This is a genomic window from Amaricoccus macauensis (genome assembly GCF_049800915.1).
GTDB classification, from domain to species: domain Bacteria; phylum Pseudomonadota; class Alphaproteobacteria; order Rhodobacterales; family Rhodobacteraceae; genus Amaricoccus; species Amaricoccus macauensis_A.
The window spans coordinates 1-18,176 of sequence record NZ_JBNAFY010000011.1; the positions used below are offsets into that span (position 1 = coordinate 1).

The 18,176-nt window shown below is 59.4% G+C and carries 17 protein-coding genes and 2 pseudogenes; 15 read left to right on the top strand and 4 right to left on the bottom strand.

Annotation, left to right across the window (positions count from 1 at the left end):
- The first annotated feature begins 91 nt into the window (after nt 1-91).
- A complete protein-coding gene (locus ACP15W_RS20100) occupies nt 92-775 on the top strand; it encodes an IS6 family transposase (RefSeq protein WP_424934706.1) in 684 nt (227 codons plus the stop codon).
- A gap of 237 nt (nt 776-1,012) precedes the next feature.
- On the opposite strand, the gene ACP15W_RS20105 is transcribed toward ACP15W_RS20100, so the two are convergent.
- Nucleotides 1,013-1,894, bottom strand: a complete 882-nt coding sequence (locus ACP15W_RS20105; protein WP_263830049.1) for a recombinase family protein — start codon at nt 1,892-1,894, stop codon at nt 1,013-1,015.
- A gap of 227 nt (nt 1,895-2,121) precedes the next feature.
- On the opposite strand from ACP15W_RS20105, the gene ACP15W_RS20110 reads away from it, so the two are divergent.
- The gene (locus ACP15W_RS20110; protein ID WP_424934707.1) at nt 2,122-3,189 is read left to right on the top strand and encodes a hypothetical protein; all 1,068 of its coding nucleotides are present in this window, start codon (nt 2,122-2,124) and stop codon (nt 3,187-3,189) included.
- A 99-nt stretch (nt 3,190-3,288) separates the two neighbouring features.
- On the opposite strand, the gene ACP15W_RS20115 is transcribed toward ACP15W_RS20110, so the two are convergent.
- Entirely contained in the window at nt 3,289-3,876 is a 588-nt protein-coding gene (locus ACP15W_RS20115) for a recombinase family protein (protein ID WP_424934708.1), read from the bottom strand.
- A gap of 165 nt (nt 3,877-4,041) precedes the next feature.
- On the opposite strand from ACP15W_RS20115, the pseudogene ACP15W_RS20120 reads away from it, so the two are divergent.
- A pseudogene (locus ACP15W_RS20120) lies at nt 4,042-6,865 on the top strand (Tn3 family transposase).
- 193 nt (nt 6,866-7,058) lie between these two features.
- Here the strand turns inward: ACP15W_RS20120 and ACP15W_RS20125 are convergent.
- Nucleotides 7,059-7,317, bottom strand: a pseudogene (locus ACP15W_RS20125) (transposase); the annotation flags it as partial.
- Nucleotides 7,318-7,451: 134 nt separating this feature from the next.
- On the opposite strand from ACP15W_RS20125, the gene ACP15W_RS20130 reads away from it, so the two are divergent.
- Together ACP15W_RS20130 and ACP15W_RS20135 are read left to right on the top strand one after the other, a co-directional pair.
- Nucleotides 7,452-8,480, top strand: coding sequence for an IS110 family transposase (locus ACP15W_RS20130; protein WP_224888745.1), 1,029 nt, complete (start codon nt 7,452-7,454; stop codon nt 8,478-8,480).
- 346 nt (nt 8,481-8,826) lie between these two features.
- Nucleotides 8,827-9,114, top strand: coding sequence for a hypothetical protein (locus ACP15W_RS20135; RefSeq protein WP_009573558.1), 288 nt, complete (start codon nt 8,827-8,829; stop codon nt 9,112-9,114).
- A gap of 45 nt (nt 9,115-9,159) precedes the next feature.
- On the opposite strand, the gene ACP15W_RS20140 is transcribed toward ACP15W_RS20135, so the two are convergent.
- Nucleotides 9,160-10,356: an MFS transporter gene (locus tag ACP15W_RS20140; protein ID WP_009573559.1), complete on the bottom strand. Its 1,197-nt coding sequence runs from the start codon at nt 10,354-10,356 to the stop codon at nt 9,160-9,162.
- Between the two features lie 87 nt (nt 10,357-10,443).
- On the opposite strand from ACP15W_RS20140, the gene ACP15W_RS20145 reads away from it, so the two are divergent.
- The 10 genes from ACP15W_RS20145 (at nt 10,444) to ACP15W_RS20190 (ending at nt 18,135) form a co-directional block, all read left to right on the top strand.
- Nucleotides 10,444-10,773 (top strand): ArsR/SmtB family transcription factor, encoded by a 330-nt coding sequence (locus ACP15W_RS20145; RefSeq protein WP_009573560.1) that lies wholly within the window; start codon nt 10,444-10,446, stop codon nt 10,771-10,773.
- Nucleotides 10,774-10,959: 186 nt separating this feature from the next.
- The gene (locus ACP15W_RS20150; protein WP_009573561.1) at nt 10,960-11,547 is read left to right on the top strand and encodes a TetR/AcrR family transcriptional regulator; all 588 of its coding nucleotides are present in this window, start codon (nt 10,960-10,962) and stop codon (nt 11,545-11,547) included.
- Nucleotides 11,548-11,602: 55 nt separating this feature from the next.
- On the top strand, nt 11,603-12,019 hold the full coding sequence (locus ACP15W_RS20155) for an organic hydroperoxide resistance protein (protein ID WP_009573562.1): 417 nt from the start codon (nt 11,603-11,605) through the stop codon (nt 12,017-12,019).
- A 4-nt stretch (nt 12,020-12,023) separates the two neighbouring features.
- Nucleotides 12,024-13,181 (top strand): iron-containing alcohol dehydrogenase, encoded by a 1,158-nt coding sequence (locus tag ACP15W_RS20160; RefSeq protein ID WP_009573563.1) that lies wholly within the window; start codon nt 12,024-12,026, stop codon nt 13,179-13,181.
- Nucleotides 13,182-13,193: 12 nt separating this feature from the next.
- The gene (locus ACP15W_RS20165) at nt 13,194-14,231 is read left to right on the top strand and encodes an NADP-dependent oxidoreductase (RefSeq protein ID WP_009573564.1); all 1,038 of its coding nucleotides are present in this window, start codon (nt 13,194-13,196) and stop codon (nt 14,229-14,231) included.
- A 9-nt stretch (nt 14,232-14,240) separates the two neighbouring features.
- A complete protein-coding gene (locus ACP15W_RS20170; protein ID WP_009573565.1) occupies nt 14,241-14,918 on the top strand; it encodes a type 1 glutamine amidotransferase domain-containing protein in 678 nt (225 codons plus the stop codon).
- Between the two features lie 10 nt (nt 14,919-14,928).
- Nucleotides 14,929-15,060 carry a glutathione S-transferase N-terminal domain-containing protein gene (locus ACP15W_RS20175; RefSeq protein WP_256376246.1) on the top strand — a complete coding sequence of 44 codons (132 nt, stop codon included), beginning with the start codon at nt 14,929-14,931 and terminating at the stop codon, nt 15,058-15,060.
- Nucleotides 15,035-15,868 (top strand): glutathione S-transferase family protein, encoded by an 834-nt coding sequence (locus ACP15W_RS20180; protein WP_342741275.1) that lies wholly within the window; start codon nt 15,035-15,037, stop codon nt 15,866-15,868. Before ACP15W_RS20175 ends, ACP15W_RS20180 begins: the two co-directional genes overlap by 26 nt.
- Nucleotides 15,865-16,851 carry an aldo/keto reductase gene (locus ACP15W_RS20185; protein ID WP_009573567.1) on the top strand — a complete coding sequence of 329 codons (987 nt, stop codon included), beginning with the start codon at nt 15,865-15,867 and terminating at the stop codon, nt 16,849-16,851. Before ACP15W_RS20180 ends, ACP15W_RS20185 begins: the two co-directional genes overlap by 4 nt.
- Before the next feature lie 189 nt (nt 16,852-17,040).
- A complete protein-coding gene (locus ACP15W_RS20190; protein WP_009573568.1) occupies nt 17,041-18,135 on the top strand; it encodes an alkene reductase in 1,095 nt (364 codons plus the stop codon).
- The last annotated feature ends 41 nt before the right edge of the window (nt 18,136-18,176 follow it).

An 18,176-nucleotide genomic window follows, 5' to 3' on the forward strand; every position in this document is an offset into this window, starting at 1 on the left:
GGTTCTGTCGCAAACTTTTGTGGTGTCTTTCGCGCCGTCGACTGCGCGGCTATATCCGCCGCGGTGAAGGTCCGGAAAGCGCGTGGGCGGTATGATCGATTTCAAGGGCAGCCATTACCCGAGGGACGTGATCCTGTATGCCGTGTATTTCTACGTCCGCTATGCCGTCTCCTACCGCGATGTCGAGGAGATCCTGCTCGAGCGCGGGGTTCGGGCGGATCATTCCACTCTGAACCGCTGGGTGGTGAAATACGCACCCTTGGTCGCCGAAGAGGCGCAGAAGCGCAAGTCGGCCACCTGCCGGTCCTGGCGCATGGACGAGACCTATATCAAGGTGAAGGGCAAGTGGACCTATCATTACCGGGCCATCGACCGGGACGGCAAGACCCTTGATTTCATGCTCTCGGAGCGTCGTGACGAGGCCGCCGCTTCCGCCTTCTTCGCCCGAACGATCGAAGCCAACGGCTGGCCGGACAAGGTCGTCATCGACAAGAGCGGAGCGAACCTGGCGGGTCTTGAGACCATGAACATCCTGCTGATCCTGAGCGGCTGGTTCTGGCTGATCGAGGTTCTGCAGGTCAAATACCTCAACAACCTCATCGAACAGGATCACCGCTTCATCAAGAAGATCACCCGGCCGATGATGGGCTTCAAATCCTTCGCCGCGGCCCAGGCGACCCTGGCCGGGATCGAGACGGCTCACATGATCCGAAAGGGCCAGCTCGCCGCCAACGGTCAGACCGCCTTTCAGCAGTTCGTCGCTCTTGCAGGATAAGTGTGTCCAGACAAAGGCCTGCCCTCAACCACCACAAAAGTTTGCGACAGAACCCCGCGTAGTGCCCGATGGCGATGTCTAGATCCTGCTCTACTTCGCTCATGTCTGCCCCGATCCGTGGGCGCGTTTTTTATGTGGCCGCGCGTTATTTTTCGAGACTATTGCCCGACCAACCAGATTCGTGCAAGCACTTTCTAGATTTAGTGGCAATCGGTTAGGCCAACACAAGTGTGATCCTCAGAGGAGCCCCAGCTTTTCAGCACGCTCCAGCAGCATTCTGACTGAGGAAGGCTGCCAGCTGGTGCGACCGCGAGGGGTGCGCTCACGCATGGATTCCAGTCGGTCGCAGATTGCCTGCAAGGTAATCTCGGGGTCAGCACCTTTGATTGCGGCGACAATCGCAGGCAGGCGATCGTCGGTTTCGCGACGTCCAGCGCGTCCAAGCACTTCAGCGGGCAGGAATCCGTCCGCCACGTATGCCTTCACGGCGCGGAGCAGGCGGCTTTGCGTCCAGCGCCGATCATGGGGCAGGGGGCCATTGATGATCCGCAGGACGTCTTCCCAAGCCATATCGGGGCGCAAACGGCGCACATGGGGCACCCAATCCTGCGCAGTTTCGTTCAAGCGCTCCATGTAGCCGTCCTGTCGCGCCAGCCGCACCTTGCGCAGCGCTTCAGGGTCCTTGGCGCGAAGACCTGGGTTGCCGCCGACGCGGCCCTTTGAGCGTGCCGAGGCAAGTCCGGCTTTGGTACGCTCGCGGATCAGGGCGCGTTCGAACTCAGCCGCAGCGCCCAGAACCTGCAGCGTGAACTTGCCCTGCGGGGATGCGGTGTCGATGGGGTCCTGCAGGGAGCGGAAGAAGGCGCCCTTGGCCTCCAAACGCTCAATCACCTCGAGAAGGTGAGACAGAGACCGCGCAAGCCGGTCGATCCGAACGACGACCAGCGTATCGCCCTGGCCCACGCGCTCCAGCACGCGTGCCAGCACCGGCCGCGCACGATTGCCGCCCGAGGCTTGCTCTTCAAAGACCTCAATGCATCCTGCAGACTGCAGGGCCTCAGACTGGGGCAGGGGGGTCTGATCCTCTGTGGAGACGCGCGCATAACCTATCAGGGGCATGAAATCGGGCTCTTTGCAATTTAAGATATTTCTAATAAACGACCGTTTACAAACGAATGCAAGTGAATGTTCTTTCGGCACGCCGGCGTACAATGCCTTGGTTTCCTTGCGCTGAGCGCGATCACAGAGGTTCCGTCGGCAGTTGTGCGCGTGCAATCTGCAAAGGGCGAAAGCAGCGGCCAGAGAATCTTCTTTGGTAATGTGCAAAACAGTAGTATTTTGCACATATGAAGCCGCAAGCATCTACTTTATCGGATGATTTCGACGAACCCCTCATCACAATCGAGGGGGATGAGGAGACTCACGAAGACGATCTCTGGTTTCTGCCTGGGCCACTCGAAGAAGAACCGCATGTTTTGCCTCCGGGGCCACGGGCAGAACCGCCCGACACTGCTGCCATCGAAGACTGGAGAAAGGCTGAAGGCGTCCACGCCGCCCGACTGGCAAGAGTGGCTGGACGTCTGGGAGCTCTGGATGACCGGCTGCTGCGCGGCCCGGAAGGCTGGCGGCACCGACTCGCTCTTATCGAGGCAGCGGACCTTAGCTGGTTCGCAGGGGATCGGGTGAGTTCTGATCGTCTGGCGCTCTGGATATCGATGCGGCTGTCAGGTGCACAGGATGACCCAAATGCACTGGCAAGAGTTGGATGGGCTGTTCGGCGCCTGACAGGCGGTCCCGGACCAAAAAGTGACTTGGCGGCCTTCCTGGATCGCCGCGATCCCGAGAACATTGAAGACTGCGCCGAGCGTTTCGACGATCGCGCGGGCGGGTGGCTGGACGTAATGACAGCCGCATCCGAGCTCCACCCAATCACCCGGGCTTGCATGGGCTTTCATCTCTGGAACCTAGCGGGCCTCGGTGCGCACGGTGATCAGATCGAAGCTGCGGTCACCGCGTCCAGGATCGCTGCCGGCGATGCAAGGGGTGCCATATTTGCTCCGCTCGCCATGGGCGGGGCAGGGGGGCTACGTGTTAGTGGCCCGCCGGTCGATCGCCTCGCTCGCTGGCTTGAGGGAATGGCGACGTCGTGCCTGACTGCGATGCGGCACTTAGATGACATTGAGTTTTGGTTTGCGCGGGCAGAAACCGAAATGTCGCCGCTCTCGGGCAAGACGCCTCCAGCGCTGCTCGCCACGCTTACAGAATGGCCACTCGTCTCTGCGCCAATGGCCGAGACCATCACAGGAGCCAGTCGAACTGCCGTTCAGCGCAACCTTTCTTGGATGGAAGCGCGAGGACTAATCCGTGAGGTGACGAGACAAGGCCGCTATCGGATGTGGTGCACCGCGAACTGAATGCTGTTGATGGGCTTCCCGAATTCCTTGACGCACTTCTATCCCCTATATTCCAATGCTCAGAAGGGGGTCTGATGCCGGAGGGGGCAGAATCCTACGTTAAGGGGTGGTTTGGGCCGATTTTCGCTGCAGTGTTCTGTGAACGGTCGGCCTTGAAACGGAGAAGAGCTCAGCGAGATCGCTGATGGAGTAGTCGCCGGAAGCGTGCATCCGGCTCAGCTCTTTCTGTTGTTTTTCCGAGAGCTTCGGCTGTTTTCCACGGAGTTTGCCCTTGGCGCGGGCGATGGCCATGCCCTCGCGGGTGCGCATGCGGATGAGATCGGCCTCGAATTCGGCAAAGGTGGCGAGGATGTTGAAGAACATCTTTCCCATTGGGTCGGCCGGATCGTAGACCGATGCGCCAAGGGCGAGCTTGACACCCTTCTTTTCCAACTGATCCGCGATCGCGCGGGCGTCCGGGACGGACCTGGCCAGCCGGTCCAGCTTGGGCACGACAAACGTGTCGCCTGCGCGTACTGCGGCCAGCGCTTGGTCGAGACCGGGCCGGTCGCGGTTCGTGCCTGTCAGGCCGTGGTCGGTGTAGATGCGATCTTCGGCGACCCCGAGCACTGCCAGGGCTGCACGTTGCGCCGTCAGATCCTGACGGTCGGTGGAGCAGCGAGCATAGCCAATCTTGGTCTCATTCATGCCGCGAGTGTACGGATAAGGGGCCACATGTGCGAATCAAATCGTACCATCTATACGAGCCATGGCGAGGCGCGGTTTCCTTGCCGTTCTCTGCCACCTCTACCCATGTCCGCTGATCGGTCCCCTTACGGACGGTCGTCCATCACGATTTCATGAAAGATCGCCATGCCAAGACGCAGCATTCTCACCGACCGCCAACGGGCGGCATTGTTCGACCTGCCGACTGATGACGCGTCGATGCTGCGCCATTACACCCTGGCGGACGACGATCTGGAGATCATCCATGCCCGCCGCCGTCCGCACAATCGCTTCGGCTTTGCCCTGCAACTCTGCGCGCTGCGGTATCCCGGGCGGCTGCTGGTGCCGGGCGAGGTCATTCCACTGGCAGTCACGCGCTTTCTGGCAGCGCAGCTTGGGATAAGGCCTGATGACCTGGCCGGATATGCCGCGCGCGAGGAGACCCGGCATGAGCACCTGGCCACCTTGCGCGAAATCTATGGTTACAAGATGTTCGCGGGCCGTGGGGCGCGCGATCTGAAAATCTGGCTTGAAGGTGCGGCCGAAACCGCCCGGTCGAACGAGGATCTGGCACGGCGCTTCGTCGAGCAATGCCGGGCGGCCCAGACCGTCCTGCCCGGAATCACGGTCATCGAGCGGCTTTGCGCGGATGCGCTCGTCGCGGCTGAACGGCGGGTCGACGCCCGGATCGCCAGTCGGCTGGACGATGACATGCGAACGCAGCTCGATGCCCTTCTGACCGAAGATGCGGGCGGCTCGGTTACGCGGTTCGTCTGGCTGCGTCAGTTCGAGATCGGGCGGAACTCGGCTGATATGAACCGCCTGCTGGACCGCCTGGAATACTTGCAGGCTTTGGAATTGGACCGGGGCACTCTGGCGAATGTACCGCCGCACCGGGTTGCCCGCCTTCGCCGGCAGGGCGAGCGATACTTCGCGGGCGATCTGCGGGATATCTCGGGTGACCGCCGTCTCGCCATTCTTGCGGTCTGTGCTCTGGAATGGCGCAGCGCCATTGCCGACGCCGTGGTCGAGACCCACGATCGGATCGTCGGCAAGACCTGGCGCGAGGCGAAATCGCGATGTGACGCCCGGATGGACGATGCCAAATCGGCGCTGAAGGACACCCTGCAATCCTTCGCCACCCTCGGTTCCGCCCTCCTGGAAGCGCATGAGGACCGGGCCTCCCTCGAAGAGGCCGTCGGCAATGCCGGAGATTGGCTATCGCTCAAGGGGCTTGTCGCCACGGCGACCCAGCTCACAGACACCCTGGCCGCCGATCCGCTGGCGCATGTCGGTCACGGTTATCATCGGTTCCGGCGCTACGCGCCGCGCATGTTGCGGGCGCTCGACATTTGCGCCGCGCCCGTGGCGGAACCGCTGCTGGCGGCGAGCGCGATCATCGCGGGCACGGAGACGGCGACGGTCCTGCCACTGACATTCCTTCGTCGAGGCTCGAAATGGTTGCGGCATCTGAACGCGGATGCTGACGAGGCAAGCAGACTCTGGGAGGTCGCGGTCCTGTTCCATCTGCGCGAAGCCTTCCGTTCTGGCGATATCTGGCTCGGGCATTCGCGCAGATTTGGCGATCTGAAGGAAGCGCTGGTCCCGGTCGAGGTCGCACGCGACACGCCAAGGCTGGCCATGCCCTTCGAACCTGAGGCCTGGCTGGCGGATCGTAAGCTGCGCATGTCCGATGCCATATGCCGACTGGCGCGCGCGGCAAAGGCCGGGGCGATCCCCGGCGGCTCCATCGAGGACGGCACCTTGAAAATCGACCGGCTGACCGCGGCGGTTCCCGAGGAAGCCGACGCCCTGGTGCTCGATCTCTATGGCCGCCTGCCGGAAGTCAGGGTCACGGATCTTCTGCTGGAGGTGGACGATGAGATCGGGTTTACCGAGGCCTTCACGCACTTGCGCACCGGCGCGCCCTGCAAGGACAGGATCGGCCTGTTGAATGTGCTGCTTGCCGAGGGATTGAATCTCGGCCTCAGCAAGATGGCCGGGGCCACGAACACGCACGACTTTTTCCAGCTTTCCCGCCTGTCACGCTGGCATGTCGAGAGCGAGGCGATGGCGCGCGCCCTGGCCATGGTGATCGAAGGACAGTCGGCGTTGCCGATGGCACGCTTCTGGGGCGCCGGGCAGACCGCGTCGAGCGACGGCCAGTTCTTCTCGACGACACGTCAGGGCGAGGCGATGAACCTGATCAACGCCAAGTACGGCCATGAACCCGGGCTGAAAGCCTACACCCACGTCTCCGACCAGTTCGGACCCTTCGCCACACAGACCATTCCGGCTACCGTGAACGAAGCGCCCTACATCCTTGACGGCCTGCTGATGACCCGCGCCGGCCAGAAGATCCGCGAGCAGTATGCCGATACCGGCGGCTTCACGGACCACGTCTTCGCTGTCACCGCCCTGCTCGGATTCCAGTTCATCCCCCGCATCCGCGACCTGCCATCCAAGCGCCTCTACCTCTTCGATCCGGCCGCTTGCCCGAAAGAGCTGAAGGGGCTGATCGGCGGCAAGATCAGAGACCGTCTCATCGCCGCGAACTGGCCGGATATCCTGCGCAGCGTGGCAACCATGGCGTCAGGGGCCATGCCGCCGAGCCAACTCCTGCGGAAGTTTGCCTCCTATCCCAGACAGCACGAGCTGGCGGTCACCTTGCGAGAAATCGGACGGGTCGAACGGACGCTCTTCATCATCGATTGGCTGCTCGATGCCGACATGCAGCGCCGCGCACAGATCGGGCTCAACAAAGGTGAGGCCCATCATGCCCTGAAGAACGCCCTTCGCATCGGCCGCCAGGGCGAAATCCGCGATCGCACCTCCGAAGGCCAGCACTTCCGCATGGCCGGGCTGAACCTCCTCGCCGCAATCGTCATCTACTGGAATACCAAGCATCTCGCCCCTCGGATGGGCCCATCTCCTGCTCACGGGGGAGTACAGGTGGCCGAAAAAAGCTTAGCGTAGGATTCTGCCCCCTCCGGCATCAGACCCCAAAGCCTCTCAAACGCCAGTCGTGCTGCCGTTCAGCGCAATTTGGCGTGGATGGAGATGCATGGTTTGATCCGTGAGGTGACTGGGCAGGGGCGTTATCGAATGTGGTCTCTCGACAATTGAAATTCGGTTTTCCGGGCTTGCTAGATCGGGGTTCAGCCTCAATCTGTGTGGCGGAGCAGAAGCATTCGAGCTCTGAGCAGCTCTGGACCGGTTCGACCGTACATCGCGCGCTTGAGGGTCTTCAGGCGATTGACCTGCCCTTCGGCTTGGCCGTTGTTCCAAGGTAGTTCAATGGCATTGCGCACGGCATTGATGTCGCGGTGGAGCGTTCGAGCAAATCGCATGATCGGGATGATGTTCGACGATTGCGTTGTCGATCCATGCGTCGAGCGGGCCAGACTGTCGTCCGCGCAAGATAAAGACCAGTGAGCCCGTCGCACAAGCTTTGCCGCGCGACGGGGCTCTGTTGATGGCGTGGATGCCCCTCCCGACGGCATCGCAATGTGCCATTGTGGTGAGTGTTAAAGCCATCACAAACGGAAGGAGCATCCATGTCCGAAGTTACTCTCATCGGTATCGACTTGGCAAAGCGTGTTTTCCAGCTGCACGGCGCGCGCAGTGATGGTTCAGTTGCGTTTCGCAAGAAGCTGTCGCGGGGGCAGTTGCTCGCGTTCGTGGCACAGCAGCCCAAGTGTGTGATCGCCATGGAGGCTTGTGCGACGGCCCACGGCTGGGGTCGTGCATTCGAGGAGGTGGGGCACGATGAGCGCCTGATCCCGCCCGTTTATGTGAAGCCGTTCGTCAAACGCCAAAAGAACGATGTGGCCGATGCAGAGGCCATCGTAGAGGCTGCAATGCACCCTACCATGCGCTTTGTCGCAGTGAAGACGGAAGATCAGCAGGCCCGCGCCATGCTGTTTCGCACGCGGCAGATGTTCGTTGGCCAGCGCACCCAGATGATCAATGCTTTGCGTGGCCACCTCGCCGAACATGGACTGGTCGCGGCCCGGGGGCCTGCTAATCTCAAGACGCTCGCGCACGCAATCGCAGATGATGACACCACTCTTCTGAACGAAGTGCGGGAACTTGGTCGGATGTATCTGGAGCAGATCGAGGGGTTGAATGCGCGTGTTGCAGAGCTCGACGCGAAGATGAGATGTGCCGCCAAAAAAGCGGACTCGATCCGCCGCGCACAAACCATGCCGGGCGTGGGTCCTTTCACGGCGCTTGCGATCGAGACGTTTGCACCTGACCTGGCCACGTTCAAACGCGATCGCGATTTTGCCGCGTGGCTTGGGCTCGTGCCCAAGCAGCACTCGACCGGCGGCAAGGCCCGGCTTGGGAAGACCTCGAAGATGGGGCAGCGCGACATCCGCACCCTCCTGGTCTCTGGAGCCATGGCAGTCCTTCAGGCTGTCGAGCGGTTCGACACCCCGAACAATGGCTGGCTGAAGCGCCTGCTGACCCGCAAGCCACGCATGGTCGCCGCGATTGCGCTGGCCAACAAGATGGCACGTGGCCTCTGGGCCATGATGACGAAACAAGAGGATTACCGGCATCCGGCGGCGGCGATGGCGTAGCGAAGGTTGCGCGTCACGACGTCCCGGTAAGTTGGGGGTGTGAGGAGGTCACTGAACAGTAAGGGCAAAGGATCGATCAGATCCGGGTCAGAGAAAGCAGCATTTGTGCAGGAGCCACCGAGCTCGGTCTGTTGATTTGCTTCTGGTCCGCGCATCGCCATACCGGCCCGCGGATCTTGAAAGCGCCGCATATCATGGCCTGACAGAAGACCGCACTCGATTACACGTTCATAAGGAAAAAACCTCTTGCACAAACGGCGGCAACCACAGAAGCCTATACTTTTCGTCGTATGACTGACCACGAAGAGTATGCAATTCTCTGCAACACCAGCAAGGAACCCATTTTATGGAAAACTGGAATATCACTATCAAAGCACCAACGGGTGAATTTGACGCGACGCTGACTTTAGGTGATGAGGGCGGTGTTCCGGTTGGAGAGATGGCTGGTAAGAATGGAAAAGGTCCAATGCAAGATTTGGAACTTAGTCCGGCAGCCATTGCTTGGTCCACAAAGGTTGAGCGTCCAATGCCGATGAAGCTGAAATTCCAAGGAACACTTGACGGGGACACCATGTCTGGAACGGTGAAATTCGGTCTCTTTGCATCCGGGACATTTAGCGGGTTGAAAGCCTGAATCGCCTGATTTTACTTGGTAATGTGTTGAATCTAGGTTCGGTCCTTAGTCGGTTCGACCGAATTTGCGCATCAGCCCTGCGAGCGCGGCCAGCGAAGCGATCAAACTGCCGTAACTGATTACAACGACTTTGAGCCCTAACAATGGCACCAAAAGCCCGGCTATCACGACCGGCAAACCGAATGCCAGGTAGCTGATACAGAATAGCGCTGCGAAAGTTTCTCCTCTGACATCCTCGGGCACCAGCGGAATAATCGAGCGGATGAAGCCATAAAAGCAGGTGCCAAAACCCGCCCCCACAACGGCGAGCGCACTAAGGTAGAGCACTAAGTTTTCGTATTGAATTCCAAACAAGGTGGCGAGGGTTCCCATTGCGAGCGCTGCGGTGCCGAACAAAATGACCTCACGAGCAGAGTAGTTGCGCGCAATAAAACAAGCCAGCGCACCAACCCCAGCCAGCAGTGCGACCACGAACCCTTGGACGATCACATTTTGAATACCAAAAACCTGTGAGATGATGAGCGCGCCAAGCGACAGATACAGCCCCCCTGTGGCCCAGCCCGCGAATAGCGCCGGAGCGCCACGCCAGAAGGTGCCCCTGACTTCGATCGGGAGGCCAACGCGAGGCTTCAGCGCCTGCAACAAGCCTTCATGCCGTGGCGATGTTTCGGGCAAGCCCCATGTGGCCAGCGCCAGCACCAGGCTGGCCACGGCAATCCCGGTGAATATATCAAATTTTGGCTCGGTAAGGTACTCCATCGCGAAGCCGGATATCAAGGCCCCCAGGGCCAGCCCGACGAGGGGGATGACTGAATTACAGATCGCCGCGATGCCCTTGAATTCAGGGGGTTCAAGATCCGTAATCGCAGCCGACAGCGTAGACAACAGAAGGCCGCATGCTACGCCCTGTACTACTCGAGCCAATAACAACGCAGACACAGAACCTGACAATTCGAATCCGGCGGCGGAAACAGCGAGAAGCACGAACCCCATCGACAGAACAGGGCGTCGCCCGACATGATCCGAGATTGATCCGGCCACTAACAGTGTCGCAAGAAGGGCAATTGCGTAGATTGCGAATATCTCCGACACGACCAAAGACGAAAAACCAAGTTGCTGCTGCAAGAGCGGATAAAAAGGGGACGGCGCGCTCGCGCTCGCCATCATCAGAGCGCTTCCGGTAAGCACGATTGCGAAACCAGCGCGCTCTCTAGCCTTGGGTGACATCACAATCGTGGTCATTTTGGAATGCAGTCCTTCAGGAGGGTTCGAAGTTTATCGAACCTTTCTCTAGTTTCTTTCTGCGGAAGGTTCAAGTATATTCGAACCATGAGTATCTTACCCGACACTGCCAGCCCCGATCTTGCGCACCCGCAGGAACAGGAGCTGCAACTGACGCAGGTCTTGTTCGCACTCAGCGATCCGGGCCGGTTGGACATCGTGCGTCAGCTCCGCGACGGCCCGGTCGAAATGGCAAACTGCAATTTAATGGACCCGGAAGTGGCGAAATCCACCAAGTCGCACCTGTTCAAAGTGTTGCGCGAAGCAGGTGTGATCCGGAATATCCCCAAGGGGCGAGGTCGCCTGCTTTCACTGCGAAGAGATGCGCTTGACCGTCGCTTTCCTGGTTTGCTGGAAGCAGTGCTGAACGCAAACTAAGGGCGTGCCGCATCGATTTGCGTATGCATTGCTTGTTTTTCTGTGCTGGATGTTAAAGCTGCTAACTGGTGTGCATGCTGGCTAGCGCCTTTCCCGTACCGTTTCTCAGCGCCGCTCACGGCCCTGTGATTAGAAAAAGCCACACCACCCCTAGACGACCGGTCTAATGAGGCTATATCGAGGGTCATGGAACAGAAAAACGACACACGCTCACAGATACTGACCACAGGACGACGCCTGACAGCCAAGCAGGGCTACACAGGTGTCGGTCTGAGTGCGCTGTTGAAAGAGGCCGGTGTTCCGAAAGGGTCGTTCTATCACTATTTCGCCTCCAAGGAAGCTTATGGCTGTGCGCTGTTGAACGATTTTATGACGGAGTATGGCACACGCCTGAACGCGTCGCTTGCGCATCCGGACATGGATGCACGGTCTCGGTTTCTGACCTATTTCGAAGAGTGGCGGAAAAAACAGATCAGCCCCAACCTCGAAGACCGGTGCTTGGTCGTCAAACTGTCCGCAGAGGTTGCTGACCTCTCGGAGAATATGAGCAATATCTTGCAGAAAAGTGTGTCCGAAATCGTCGCGCGCCTGACGGAGACCCTTGAACAGGGAACGGACGATGGCACGATCGCCGCGCTTGAAGACCCCCGCTCCACGGCAGAAATGATCTACCACATGTGGCTTGGAGCCAGCCTCGTCGCGAGCCTCTCGCACAGTGAAGCCCCGCTCAATTCCGCTATGAATGCCACAAAGGTGCTCGTTCCAGGAACATAACCCCAAAAATTTTGACACATCTATAGACGACCAGTCTATTCGCGAAAGGAAGCTCATGAAAATCTTCTACAAAACCACCGCAACGGCAACAGGGGGCCGCTCGGGAACCGCCGCCCTCAACGATGGCAGCTTTTCAGTCCAGATGGTTCGCCCGGACAGTGGCGAGGCGGGGGTGAACCCCGAGCAGTTGTTCGCGCTTGGCTATGCGGCCTGTTTTGATAGCGCGATGGAAATGACCGCAAAACAACTCAAGCTTGATGCCAAAGCGGCATTAACGTCGGTTGAGGTGGGCATCGGCCAACGCGCCGAGGGCGGATACGGACTTGATCTCGACATTACCGCACATCTGCCGGGCATGACCCGCGAGGATGCTGAAAGACTTGTCGAAGCGACGCACCAGGTCTGCCCATACTCCAACGCCACACGCGGAAACGTTGACGTGCGCCTGCACATTGAAACTGAAGGAAACTGAACCCATGAATAATTTTGACTTTCGCAATCCGACACATATCCTGTTTGGCAAGGGCCGTATCGCGGACCTAAAGGATCAGGTTCCGGCTGACGCAAAGGTGCTGATCCTCTATGGTGGAGGCAGCGCGGAGAAAACAGGCGTCCTTGGTCAGGTGCGTGCGGCACTTGCGGGCCGGACCTTGGTCGAATTTGGCGGCATTGAGCCCAATCCGCGCTTCGCCACTGCGCTGAAAGCTGTCGAGGTGATTGGCCAAGAAGGGATCACCTTCCTGTTGGCTGTCGGCGGTGGTTCCGTTATTGACGCCACCAAATTTATCGCGGCGGCGGCCAAATATGATGGCGACGCCTGGGACATCCTGACATCTCGCGGGTCGGTCATCACGCAAGCGCTGCCCTTTGGGACCGTGTTGACCTTGCCCGCCACCGGTTCGGAGATGAACTCTGGCGCTGTGATCACCAATCCCGAGAAGGGCGCTAAGCTTCCGTTTGGTAGCCCACATTGCTACCCGGTTTTCTCGGTGCTGGACCCCGAGGTCACTTACACGCTGCCGCCCCGTCAAATCGCGAACGGCGTGGCCGACGCGTTTGTTCACATCATCGAACAATATCTGACCTATCCATCCGCCGCGCGCGTTCAGGACGGTTTTGCCGAAACCCTGCTACGCACCCTGATCGAGCTTGGGCCCAAAGCCCTTGAGACGCCGGAGGACTATGACGTTCGCGCCAACCTGATGTGGACGGCAACGCTGGCCCTGAATGGCCTGATCGGCGCAGGTGTCCCGCAGGACTGGGCAAGCCATATGATCGGACATGAGATTACCGCGCTCAATGACACCGACCACGCCCGCACACTGGCTGTCGTGTTGCCGTCACTGATGAACGACCAACGTGGCCCCAAACGCGAGAAACTGCTGCAATATGCTGCCAATGTTTGGGACATCCGCGAGGGATCTGATGATGCGCGGATTGATGCCGTGATCGAGGCAACACGCGGGTTCTTTGAACAGGTGGGCATCAAAACCCGACTCGGCGATTACGCAATTGCTGCACCTGAAATTGATCGCATCGTCGCCGCCTTGAAGGATCACGGCATGACCGCCCTTGGCGAACAAAATGCCATCACCCCCGAGGATGCCCGCCGCATTCTTGAAACAGCCTTCTAGGAGATGATGACCATGACACAGACCGAAACAGTAAACCGCCAGCTTGTGCTGGCGGAACGCCCCAAAGGCGAACCGACCAAGGACACGCTTCGCTTGGTCGAAGGGGACGTCCCCTCCCCTGGTGCTGGGCAAATGCTTCTGCGCACCGAATATCTGTCGCTGGACCCTTATATGCGGGGGCGCATGAGCGATGCGCCATCTTACGCCGCGCCGGTGGAAATTGATGGCGTGATGGAGGGCGGCACAGTGGCTCAGGTCGTCACCTCACAGGTTGATGGCTTTGCGCCGGGCGACTGGGTGCTCAGCTTCAATGGCTGGCAGGATTATGCCCTGTCGGATGGCGCGGGGTTGACAAACCTTGGCAAATCACCCGCGCATCCGTCTTGGGCGCTCGGTATCATGGGTATGCCCGGCTTTACCGCTTGGGCGGGTCTGACGCAAATTGGCGCGCCAAAACCTGGCGAGACCATCGCCGTGGCGGCCGCGACCGGCCCTGTCGGGGCCACTGTGGGCCAGATCGGCAAGATCCTTGGCTGCCGCGTGGTCGGCATCGCGGGCGGACCAGAGAAATGCGCCTATGCGGTCAATGAGTTGGGTTTTGACGCCTGTATCGATCACAAGGCAGATGACTTTGCCGAACAGCTTGCCAAGGCCAGTCCCGATGGCATCGATGTCTATTTCGAAAATGTCGGCGGCAAGGTCCTCGACGGGGTCATCCCGCTGTTGAATTCAAACGCACGGGTGCCGGTCTGCGGATTGATCTCTCAGTATAATGCGACTGACTTGCCCGAAGGACCGGACCGGATGAATTGGCTTATGGGTCAAATCCTGCGCAAAAAGATCAAGGTGCAGGGCTTCATCATCTTTGACGACTTCGGCCACCTCTACCCGGATTTTGCCAAAGACATGGGGGCGTGGATCGAAAGCGGCCAAATCAAATACCGCGAAGAGATCATCGACGGTTTGGAAAATGCACCCGAAGCCTTCATTGGCCTGCTGAATGGCGAAAACTTTGGCAAGCGCGTGATCCGCGTCGGCGAGAAAAAATAGGAAAATAACATGAAAATTCTGATGGTACTGACATCCCACGACACACTCGGGGACACAGGCAAGAAAACCGGCTTCTGGCTGGAGGAGTTTGCGGCCCCCTATTACGTCTTCAAGGACGCCGGAGCAGACATTATACTGGCCTCGCCCAAAGGGGGACAGCCGCCGATTGATCCGTCCAGCGACAACGCTGACGCACAGACCGACGACACCCGTCGGTTCAAAGACGATCCAGAGACGCAAAAGCATCTTGCGACGACGCTGAAGCTTTCGGATGTAACCGAAGACGGGTTCGACGCCATCTTCTATCCGGGCGGCCACGGCCCCTTGTGGGATCTGGCCGAAAATGCGGACAGCAAACGCCTGATCGAGGCCTTCGCCGCCGCCGACTTGCCTGTCGGCGCAGTTTGCCACGCCCCCGCCGTGTTCCGCCACACCCAAGGCGCGGACGGCAAACCGCTGGTGTCTGGCCGCCGGGTGACGGGTTTTACCAACACCGAAGAAGAGGCCGTCGGCCTTACCGATGTTGTGCCGTTCTTGGTGGAAGACATGCTGAAGGCCAATGGTGGCCAGTATGAAAAAGGGGCGGATTGGGTCAGCTTCGTGCTGCGTGACGGAAAACTGGTCACCGGCCAGAACCCCGCCTCATCCGCCGCCGCCGCGCAAGAGATCCTCGGGCTGCTGAAGTAGGAGAAAAGCGATGACCGACCTGATCCTGCACCACTATGAAGCCTCTCCCTATTCCGAAAAAATCAGAACTTTGATGGGCTTCAAGGGGCTATCATGGTCATCGGTCATCGGTCATCGTGCCTCCGATTGCGCCAAAGGCTGATCTGCTAACCCTGACGGGTGGCTACAGGCGGGCCCCAGTGCTTCAGATCGGGGCGGATATCTACTGTGATTCCGCCCTGATCGCCGCCGAGCTTGACCAGCGGTTTCCGGCGCGCGCCCTTGCCCCGAACACTGCGGGCACAGCGACCCCGCTGCTCGACAATTGGGCGGACCGCATTTTGTTCTGGCAAGTGGTTCGTTACAGCATGGGCCTGCGGGCCGATGCCGTTCCCCCAGCCCTGATCCACGACCGCGAGGCGTTTTGGGATCACAAGATTGATCTGGACGGCCTGAAGGCGGATGTCGGATATCATCGTGGCCAAATCACAACAGGGCTTGGTTGGCTTGAGAACCTGCTGGGCGGTGCCGATTTCTTTGCCGGGGACACGCCCGCGCTGACTGATCTGGCACTCTATCATGTGGTTTGGTTTTTTGCCAAAGCTGACACAACCGCCAGCGGCAGCGGTCTATCGCTGTTCCCGGCATTGTCGGCATGGATGGCGCGCATTGCGGAGTTCGGTCACGGCACACGAACCGAATTGGCGCCTGCTGAAGCGATCATAATCGCGGTTTCGACGACCCCTGCCCCGCTTCCCGCAACGGGTCTTGCCCATCCCGCGATAGGCGCGTCGGTACAGGTTCTGGTCGATGAATTTGGCACGGAAGTCATCGACGGTACGCTGGTCCATATCGACGACACCCGCATCATTCTGCATCGGGACATGCCACAGGTGGGAACGGTTGCCGTGCATTTCCCGCGTCACGGCTATCCGCTTCGTACCACCTCAATTCAAGGAGAAAACACATGAAAACGCGTAATCTGGGCGCCGGACTTGGCGCGACATCAGCCATTGGACTTGGCTGCATGGGCATGTCCGAATTCTACGGCCCAACCGACCGCGATCAATCCTATGAAACGCTGGACCGTGCGCTTGAATTGGGCGTCACGTTCTACGACACCGCCGATATCTATGGCAACGGCGCGAATGAAACCTTGTTGTCGGATTTCGTTCGGCAAAACCGGGACAACCTCACGCTGGCGACCAAGTTCGCCATCATCCGATCCCAAGACCCGACCTCGCGGTTTATCGACACCAGCCCGGCCTATGTGAAACAGGCAGTCGAGGCCTCATTGGCACGTCTGGGAATTGATCAGATCGACCTTTATTACGCGCATCGCCTTGATGGGGTGACCCCGATTGAGGACACGGTTGGAGCGATGGCTGATCTTATCAAAGAAGGTAAGATTAGAGGCATCGGGTTAAGCGAAATCTCTGCACAATCTTTGCGGCGGGCAAATGCGGTGCATCCGGTTGCGGCGGTTCAGACAGAGTATTCGCTGTGGTCGCGCGACCCAGAGGGAGAGATGCTGGCCACATGCGCCGAATTGGGCACGGCTTTTGTACCCTACAGCCCGCTTGGGCGCGGCTTTCTGACCGGCAAGGTCACCACACTAAGCGACCTGGCTGATGATGATTTCCGGCACACCCAGCCGCGCTTTGCCGATGGAAATCTGGATCAGAATCTGAACTTGCTGGAGCAATACCGTGCCATCGCCGACAGCGCCGGATGCTCGCCTGCGCAACTGGCGCTCGCATGGGTCTTGGCCCAAGGCGATCATATTATTCCGATCCCGGGCACCAAACGGCGCGCCTATCTTGAAGACAATATTGGGGCCGCCGATGTCACACTAACCGAGGACATTCTCACCCGCCTCGACACCTTGTTCCCACGCGGCGCTGCCGCTGGCGATCGTTACACGGAACAAGGGATGCAGATGACCGATCTGTAGATCGGAAAGCCTGCATTGCAAACTCGACCGGCGGCGCAGCCTCTTTGACCTAAGCCCTGCGCCGCCGCCACAAATTCGCCCCCAAAACGACCGGATCAGGCGTTGGCCACATCCGACACGCCCAAAGCAACCGGCCCACCCCTTTGTCCCAAATTCACTCTCCTGCCAGTCAGGAGACGAGGAGTCATTATGTCAACCATCCCTGAAACTGACCTCTTTTCCCCCGTCGTTGTCGGACCTTATACGCTGTCAAACCGCATCGTAATGGCCCCCCTAACCCGCGCGCGGTCCCCCGAAAACATCGCCACCCCAATGATGCAGGAATATTACGCCCAACGCGCATCGGCAGGCCTGATCATCAGTGAAGGCGTGAACATTTCGCCGCAGGCCACAGGGTACGCCTTTACTCCCGGGATCTGGACCGACGAGCAAATCGAAAGCTGGTGCCCCGTCACGGCCGGTGTCCATGACAAGGGTGGCCGCATCTTTGCTCAGCTGTGGCATGTCGGCAGGGTGTCCCACCCGGATGTGCAGGCCGGTGGGATATTGCCTGTCGCTCCCTCCGCTGTTCGCCCTGAAGTGGATGCGTTCACTCCGGATGGAAAGAAACCAGCACTCACACCGCGGGCGCTGGCCCTGGAGGAGTTGCCGGGGATTGTCGCAGATTACGCGCAAGCGACGCACAACGCTCTTGCCGCAGGGTTTGATGGCGTCGAGATTCACGCCGCGAACGGATACTTACTCGATCAGTTCATGCGTGACGGGGCCAACCAGCGTACTGATGCCTATGGTGGGTCGGTCGAGAACCGCATTCGGCTGACACTTGAGGTCACGAAAGCTGTCGCGGCCATCTGCGATGATGGCCGCACAGGTCTTCGGATATCCCCAATCAGCACTGCCAATGGCCTTACGGACAGCAATCCTGCACCCGTGTTCACCGCACTTGTCGATCAGTTGAATGATATTGATCTGGCTTATCTCCACGTTGTGGAAGGTGTGACGGGCGGAGCACGAGCCGTCGAGGGTGGATTTGATCTGAATATCTTGCGGCAGCGTTTCAACGGGATCTACATCGCCAACAATGGCTATGACAGAGACCTTGCAATTGCGGCGCGCCGCAGTGACGCCGCCGATCTAGTCGCCTTTGGTCGTCCCTATATTGCCAACCCGGACCTGGTGGCCCGGCTACAGCAGAACGCACCCCTCAACGCACTTGACGGCGCGACCGCATATGGCGGCGGGGCCGAGGGATACATCGATTACCCTGTTCTCCCACATGAGTGATCGCAGGAACGTACACTTACCAATCCAGGACTGGACAATGG

Bases quoted from the DNA above. Each gene is read 5' to 3' on its own strand.
- ACP15W_RS20100 (WP_424934706.1), top strand. From the start codon at position 92: ATGATCGATTTCAAGGGCAGCCATTACCCGAGGGACGTGATCCTGTAT.
- ACP15W_RS20105 (WP_263830049.1), bottom strand. From the start codon at position 1,894: ATGCCCCTGATAGGTTATGCGCGCGTCTCCACAGAGGATCAGACCCCC.
- ACP15W_RS20110 (WP_424934707.1), top strand. From the start codon at position 2,122: ATGAAGCCGCAAGCATCTACTTTATCGGATGATTTCGACGAACCCCTC.
- ACP15W_RS20115 (WP_424934708.1), bottom strand. From the start codon at position 3,876: ATGAATGAGACCAAGATTGGCTATGCTCGCTGCTCCACCGACCGTCAG.
- ACP15W_RS20130 (WP_224888745.1), top strand. From the start codon at position 7,452: ATGTCCGAAGTTACTCTCATCGGTATCGACTTGGCAAAGCGTGTTTTC.
- ACP15W_RS20135 (WP_009573558.1), top strand. From the start codon at position 8,827: ATGGAAAACTGGAATATCACTATCAAAGCACCAACGGGTGAATTTGAC.
- ACP15W_RS20140 (WP_009573559.1), bottom strand. From the start codon at position 10,356: ATGACCACGATTGTGATGTCACCCAAGGCTAGAGAGCGCGCTGGTTTC.
- ACP15W_RS20145 (WP_009573560.1), top strand. From the start codon at position 10,444: ATGAGTATCTTACCCGACACTGCCAGCCCCGATCTTGCGCACCCGCAG.
- ACP15W_RS20150 (WP_009573561.1), top strand. From the start codon at position 10,960: ATGGAACAGAAAAACGACACACGCTCACAGATACTGACCACAGGACGA.
- ACP15W_RS20155 (WP_009573562.1), top strand. From the start codon at position 11,603: ATGAAAATCTTCTACAAAACCACCGCAACGGCAACAGGGGGCCGCTCG.
- ACP15W_RS20160 (WP_009573563.1), top strand. From the start codon at position 12,024: ATGAATAATTTTGACTTTCGCAATCCGACACATATCCTGTTTGGCAAG.
- ACP15W_RS20165 (WP_009573564.1), top strand. From the start codon at position 13,194: ATGACACAGACCGAAACAGTAAACCGCCAGCTTGTGCTGGCGGAACGC.
- ACP15W_RS20170 (WP_009573565.1), top strand. From the start codon at position 14,241: ATGAAAATTCTGATGGTACTGACATCCCACGACACACTCGGGGACACA.
- ACP15W_RS20175 (WP_256376246.1), top strand. From the start codon at position 14,929: ATGACCGACCTGATCCTGCACCACTATGAAGCCTCTCCCTATTCCGAA.
- ACP15W_RS20185 (WP_009573567.1), top strand. From the start codon at position 15,865: ATGAAAACGCGTAATCTGGGCGCCGGACTTGGCGCGACATCAGCCATT.
- ACP15W_RS20190 (WP_009573568.1), top strand. From the start codon at position 17,041: ATGTCAACCATCCCTGAAACTGACCTCTTTTCCCCCGTCGTTGTCGGA.